The following is a 6,278-nucleotide window of genomic DNA, read 5'->3' as shown; positions in this document are numbered from 1 at the left end:
TAGCTATTCACCTCAACAATTTAGCCCAACTTTATAAATCCCAAGGAAGGTACTCGGAAGCGGAACCGCTGTTTTTGGAAGCTGTGGAAATAGGTAGGCGATCGCTTCCTGAAGACCATCCCAGTTTAGCTATTCACCTCAACAATTTAGCCCAACTTTATAAATCCCAAGGAAGGTACTCGGAAGCGGAACCGCTGTTTTTGCAAGCATTGGAAATAGACAGGCGTTCGCTTCCTGAAGACCATCCCAGTTTAGCTATTGACCTCAACAATTTAGGCGGACTTTATGAATCCCAAGGAAGGTACTCGGAAGCGGAACCCCTGTATTTGCAAGCTGTGGAAATTTTTCGCAGCAAGTTGCCTGCAAACCACCCCAACATTCAGGTTGTGTGGAAAAATTATGTTGGGCTGTGGCGTCAAGGAATAAGTAAAGGACATTTGACATTTGATCAATTGCAAAAACATCCTTTCGGGGAACAGTTATTAGCAGAACTTCAGGAATAAATTAAAATATCGCTCTCAGTTACAAATATTGTTAAAATGTCCAATATGCAACCGAGATTGTAGATAATAATTTAGTCAAAAAGAAACGGAAACATTCTATAGCAAAACAAAAGGATAAAAAAATGGGCAGAGTCACCGCAACAATAACCGTCACCAATCACATCGATGAAATTCTGGGAGAAAGAGGGTTCATCCCCGCAGAGCAAATACGCTCTATCACCATCGATAACGTCTTAGTCGATACAGGAGCAACTCGACTCTGCTTACCAGCAGATATTATCAGTCAGTTGGGTTTGCCAATGCTAGGTGAAATCGACGGATATACGGCAATAGGAACCAGAAATTTTCGTCTGTTCAAAGATGTCACTCTTGCGGTAGCTGGCAGGGAAGGCAGGTATGATTGTGTAGAAATTCCTGCAGGAGAAGAACCTTTACTCGGCTTAATTCCCCTCGAAGATTTGGGTTTAGAACCAGACTTGAAAAATCAGCGGTTGATTGTTTTGCCAGCAGAGGGAAGCCAAAGTTATATTCGGGTGTAAAATTCCTCTGGTTTTTGCCATAAATACACTGCCCATTGTCTTTTAGTCTCGCGTTGCGCGGACTGAGGATGAGGGGGGCGGGTTTACTATATACTTAGTTTTAAACATAGATGGTTGGTAAAACCCGCCCCTACATCGCGCAAATTGTACAGCGCAAATTATACAAGGACGAATTAACCGGATTTGATATAATTAGTAATACCCAAAAATAATATTATATTTTTGCACTAAAATGTCAGTCACTACTCATCAATTAATACAGTGGAAACAGCAAAGGCGACCAATTGTGGCACTGACAGGTTATGATTATGCGATCGCCCAACTACTCGACCAAGCAGGCACAGACATCATCCTAGTTGGCGATTCCCTCGCAATGCCAGTCTTAGGCTACGAAACAACCCTACCCATAACCCTCGATGAAATGCTGCACCACGCTAAAGCAGTGCGCCGTGGTGTTAAACAAGCATTAATTGTTGTCGATTTGCCGTTTTTGACATACCAAGAAAGTCCCCAGCAAGCCATCCACTCTGCCGGGAGAGTTTTGAAAGAAACCGGCGCTCAAGCTGTAAAATTAGAAGGTGGATATCCAGCAATGGCCGCCACAGTTTCGCAGCTAACATCCGCCGGAATTCCGGTGATGGGGCACGTCGGTTTAACTCCGCAGTCGGTACACCAACTCGGCTACAAAAAACAAGGAAAAACGGCCGAAGCAGCCGATCGCATCATAGCAGAGTCGATCGCGCTTCAAGAAGCCGGTGCCTTTGCGATCGTGCTAGAACACATTCCCGCAGACTTAGCCGCTCAAATTACCCAAAAATTAACTATTCCCACCATTGGTATCGGCGCCGGGCCGCACTGCGACGGCCAAGTTTTAGTTACTTCCGATTTGTTGGGACTTTCCGAAAAACAGCCGCCTTTTGCTAAAGCTTACGCCAATTTGCGAGAAACAATTACCCAAGCTGTGAAAGATTATTCCCTTGAAGTTAGAGAAGGCAAATTTCCCGAATAGGTTCGTAGTGAGGGCTTGAAACCTTAAAAATGAGGACTAAAATCCTCACTACAAACCTAATTTACACTTTCGGCTGACCCTCTTCCTCTTTATCCTTCTCAACAGCTTCATCGTCAGATTGACCAACCCCTTCCTTAAAACTCCGCAGCGTTTTGCCCAAAGCATTTCCCAACTCAGGAATCTTCTTGGGGCCGAAAATTAGTATAGCCACCACCGCAACAATGCCCATTTCAGGCAATCCCAGACCAAACATACAAAATCTCCTGTAAAACTTGCTCGATCGTAAGTCAATCTACTGATATTGTTAAAGTATCTACCTTTTTTCCTGCATCTTGCAACAGTAGAATCAAGTTTTATTAAGCTATCCCCCGATAAATAAGAATGTTAGAAATATCCCAGCCTTCTCTGCGCGACCAACAGCACCATCTCATCCGCGATTTAGCAGACCGGATGGAAGCAGTATGGCACCGCTATCTCGACCTCGAACCCTACCACCTGCCCGCTGAGTTGGGATACGTAGAAGGCCGCTTGGAAGGAGAAAAACTGATCATTGAAAACCGCTGCTATCAAACGCCCCAGTTCCGCAAAATACACCTCGAACTCGCTAAAGTCGGGCCCTTGCTTGACATTCTGCACTGCGTGATGTTTCCCAGACCGAATTATGCTTTGCCGATGTTCGGTACGGATATCGTAGCAGGCAAAGGCCAAGTTAGCGCCGCGATCGCAGACCTTTCTCCCCTCAATCGAGATCGAACTTTGTCGGAAACCTACCGAACCCAACTGGAAATATTGCCGCTCAAGCAATTTTCTTGTCCCCGGCAAATTCCCGAATGGGGGGATATTTTCTCAGAATTTTGTCTGTTCGTGCGGCCAGAGTCGATCGAAGAAAACAATCGGTTTTTGGATATTGTTGAATCCTACGTTGAAATTCACTGCAAACAGGCAGTCGCTTCCGAACCAGTCTCTGCCGCCGAAGCATCGGAAATTCTAGACGCTCAAATTTACTACTGCACCCAGCAGCAGCAAAACGACAAAACCCGCCGCGTACTCGAAAAAGCTTTCGGTCAAGATTGGGCCGAACATTACATGACCGAGGTGCTTTTTGATATCCCTAAATAGCTGAAATTGGTTTACAATACTTCACAGTGGGTGGAAAAAACTTAATCAGGAAATCACCTACTTTATAAGTCATGGGAAAGGAATCACCGGTCAAGGATAAATCATTTTTAAAACCCCCAGGACGAGGAATCATCGGTTTAGCGATCGTCGCCACTCTTATTACCACAGGAGTCGGTTTTTGGCAAGTATCTCAAATTAGAAAAGCCGAAGAGTTAAAGGCAGCGGCTGCAACGGCTGCTGCAACTCCCGCCTCCACCCGCACCAGCGTTACCGCTTTGGGTAGGTTGACTCCGCAGGGTGAAGTGATCAAATTGTCAGCCCCTTCGGCGTCGGAGGGAGCAAGAATTGAACTGTTGCAGGTGGAAGAGGGCGATCGAGTCAGTCAAGGACAAATCATAGCAGTTCTCGATACGCGCGATCGGCTCCAAGCAATCCTCCAACAAGCCGACAAAGAAGTCAAAGTCAAACAAGCAGAATTAGCGAAAATTCTAGCAGGCGCAAAAACAGGCGTTGTTGGCGCTCAAAAAGCAGAAGTTGGCAAGTTTGAAGCACAAGTGCAAAGGGAAACCGAAGCCGAACAAGCTAATGTCGCCCGCTTAGAAGCTCAACTGCGAAGAGAAACCGAAGCCGAACAAGCTAACGTTGCCAAATTCGAGGCACAACTCCAAAGAGAAACCGAAGCCGAACAAGCTAATCTTGCCAAATTTGAGGCACAACTCCAAAGAGAAACAGAGGTGCAGCAATCTAAATTGGCTAGGCTAGAAGCTCAATTGCGCGGCGAAATTGCCTCTCAAAACGCTACAGTCGATCGGCTAAAAGCCGAATTAACCAACGCCGAAGCTGAGGAACAACGCAATAAAGAACTCTCAGAAACTGGGGCAATTTCTGCTTCCGTCTACGACACCAAACGCTTAGCAGCAGAGACGGCTCGCCAGAGAGTAAAAGAAGCGCAAGCTGTATTAGAAAAAACAGTGCAAACAGTGCAAGAGCAAATAGTCGAAACCAAAGCAACAATCAAACAAACAGTAGAAACAGGCAAGCAGGAAATCAATCAATCCCGAGCGAATCTCCGACGCAAGTTAGAAACAGGCAGCCAGGAAATTAACCAAGCCAGAGCAACCTTAAATCAAAAGATAGAAACCGGTAGAGAACAAATCAATCAAGCCGAAGCAATACTCAAACAAAAAGCAGAAACTGGCCAAGAACAAATCAATCAAGCCAAAGCAAATCTAGACCAAATTTCCGAAGTACGTCCCGAAGACGTGCAAGCCGCCCAAGCCGCCGTCGAAAGTGCGATCGCCACCAAACAAAAAGCTCAAGTAGACTTAAACTTAAGCTACGTCAAAGCACCCGTATCTGGCTACATCCTCAAAGTTCACAGCCGACAAGGAGAAGCTGTCAACACTCAAGACGGAATCGTAGAACTAGGCGGCACCGATCAAATGTACGCCGTAGCAGAAGTTTACGAAACCGACATCGCCAAAGTGCGAAACGGCCAGCGCGCAACAGTCACCAGCCCGGTTTTTGCAGGCACTTTGGAAGGAACAGTCACTCGCATCGGCAAACAAATCGGTAAAAAAGATGTCCTCAATACGGACCCCGCAGCCGACACCGATGCGAGAGTTATCGAAGTAAGAATTCGCCTCGAGCCGGAATCGAGCAAGAAAGTTGCAACCCTAACAAACTTGCAGGTTGAAGTTAAAATAAATATCTAAATTTTACGTTAACAAGACTTACGCATGGGGAATCAAGAAACCGGGTTTTTTACCGATATTAAGGGTTTGAATCAAATATAAGGGTAAAAAAAACCGGTTTCTCAACACCCGTGCTTAAGCCCTAAAATAATTCAATTCCCCCCACAAATCTCAGAGATAAAATCGACTGTTATGGCAAAAATACCGCTAGCTTGGGCACAATTAACGCGCGAAAAAATGCGTTTAGTAATCGCGATAGCCGGCATTGGATTTGCCGACTTGCTGATGTTTATCCAGTTCGGATTTAGAGACGCACTATTTGAAAGTTCCACCACCTTTCACTCTCAATTAAAAGGGGATATTTTTATCACCAGCACGCAATCTACGGCTTTAATAGCCATGAAAAGCTTTCCCCAACGGCGTTTGTATCAAGCTTTGAGTTTTAATGGCGTTACAGGAATTAGCCCGCTATATTTAGGCTTTGGGTTGTGGAAAAATCCCGACCCAGACAAAAACAATACCCGCCAACTGATGGTAATCGGTTTTGACCCCGCTCATCCCATCTTTGAGATGCCGGAAGTCAAAAATAATTTGGACAAAATCAAAATTTCAGATGTCGTTTTATTTGATCGAGCTTCGCGCCCGGAGTTTGGGCCAGTAGCAGAATATTTCAACCAGGGAAAGCCTGTGGAAACTGAAATAGATAACCGCCGCGTTACTGTAGAGGGGTTATTTACTTTAGGAGCATCTTTCGGTGCTGATGGCAATATTATTACCAGCGATGTGAACTTTATGCGGATTTTTCATAGTAGAAGAAGTAAAGGTTTAATTGATGTCGGAATTGTTCACTTGCAGCCAGGAACTGATGTAAAGGCAGTTATTGAAAAAATGAGGGCAACTTTACCGCAAGACGTGACAATTGCTTCTAAAGAAGAGTTTATAGCTTTTGAGAGAAAATATTGGGAGGAAAGCACGGCGATCGGATTTATTTTCACTCTCGGCGCGGCTATGGGATTTATCGTGGGAATCGTGATTGTCTATCAAATTCTCTATACTGATGTTAATGACCATTTGCCAGAATACGCTACGTTAAAGGCGATGGGATATAAAGACGGTTACTTTTTGAGTGTGGTTTTTCAAGAGGCTTTAATTTTGGCAATCCTTGGCTATTTGCCAGGACTTGGGATTTCTGTGGTGTTGTACAATTTAGCTAGAACTGCTACGACTTTGCCGATGTACATGACTTTGACAAAAGTTATAACTGTTTTTGCAATGACAACGATCATGTGTTCTGTGTCGGGGGCGATCGCAGTTAGGAAGTTGCAGGCGGCTGACCCAGCGGATATTTTTTAACGAAGGAAGAAGAAAGAAAGAAAAAAAGAAAGAAGGAATAAAAAATTACCAATTACCAATT

Annotated in this window: 7 protein-coding genes; 6 read left to right on the top strand and 1 reads right to left on the bottom strand. The window is 44.8% G+C overall.

The features are described 5' to 3' along the window. From QUA42_RS08855 to panB, 3 genes are all read left to right on the top strand, one after another. On the top strand, positions 1–503 hold a 503-nt coding region (locus tag QUA42_RS08855), incomplete at its 5' end, for a tetratricopeptide repeat protein (protein WP_333136947.1). A 122-nt stretch (positions 504–625) separates the two neighbouring features. Next, positions 626–1,042, top strand: a complete 417-nt coding sequence (locus QUA42_RS08850) for an aspartyl protease (RefSeq protein WP_333136946.1) — start codon at positions 626–628, stop codon at positions 1,040–1,042. A gap of 232 nt (positions 1,043–1,274) precedes the next feature. After that, entirely contained in the window at positions 1,275–2,051 is a 777-nt protein-coding gene (panB, locus tag QUA42_RS08845; protein ID WP_333136944.1) for a 3-methyl-2-oxobutanoate hydroxymethyltransferase, read from the top strand. A gap of 61 nt (positions 2,052–2,112) precedes the next feature. Here panB and tatA read toward each other — a convergent pair whose 3' ends face one another. After that, positions 2,113–2,304 (bottom strand): twin-arginine translocase TatA/TatE family subunit, encoded by a 192-nt coding sequence (tatA, locus tag QUA42_RS08840; protein WP_333136942.1) that lies wholly within the window; start codon positions 2,302–2,304, stop codon positions 2,113–2,115. A gap of 128 nt (positions 2,305–2,432) precedes the next feature. Between tatA and QUA42_RS08835 the strand changes: the two genes are divergently transcribed. From QUA42_RS08835 to devC, 3 genes are all read left to right on the top strand, one after another. Continuing rightward, positions 2,433–3,170 (top strand): phycocyanobilin:ferredoxin oxidoreductase, encoded by a 738-nt coding sequence (locus tag QUA42_RS08835; RefSeq protein ID WP_333136940.1) that lies wholly within the window; start codon positions 2,433–2,435, stop codon positions 3,168–3,170. Positions 3,171–3,241: 71 nt separating this feature from the next. Then, the gene (locus QUA42_RS08830; RefSeq protein WP_333136938.1) at positions 3,242–4,885 is read left to right on the top strand and encodes an HlyD family efflux transporter periplasmic adaptor subunit; all 1,644 of its coding nucleotides are present in this window, start codon (positions 3,242–3,244) and stop codon (positions 4,883–4,885) included. A gap of 171 nt (positions 4,886–5,056) precedes the next feature. Further along, positions 5,057–6,217, top strand: a complete 1,161-nt coding sequence (gene devC / locus QUA42_RS08825; protein ID WP_333136936.1) for an ABC transporter permease DevC — start codon at positions 5,057–5,059, stop codon at positions 6,215–6,217. The last annotated feature ends 61 nt before the right edge of the window (positions 6,218–6,278 follow it).

Origin of the sequence: Microcoleus sp. Pol11C2 (assembly GCF_036701505.1) — a bacterium.
In the GTDB taxonomy this organism is placed as follows: domain Bacteria; phylum Cyanobacteriota; class Cyanobacteriia; order Cyanobacteriales; family Microcoleaceae; genus Microcoleus.
The sequence above is the reverse complement of the archived record's forward strand: the minus strand, read 5'-3'. Positions and strand labels throughout refer to the sequence as shown.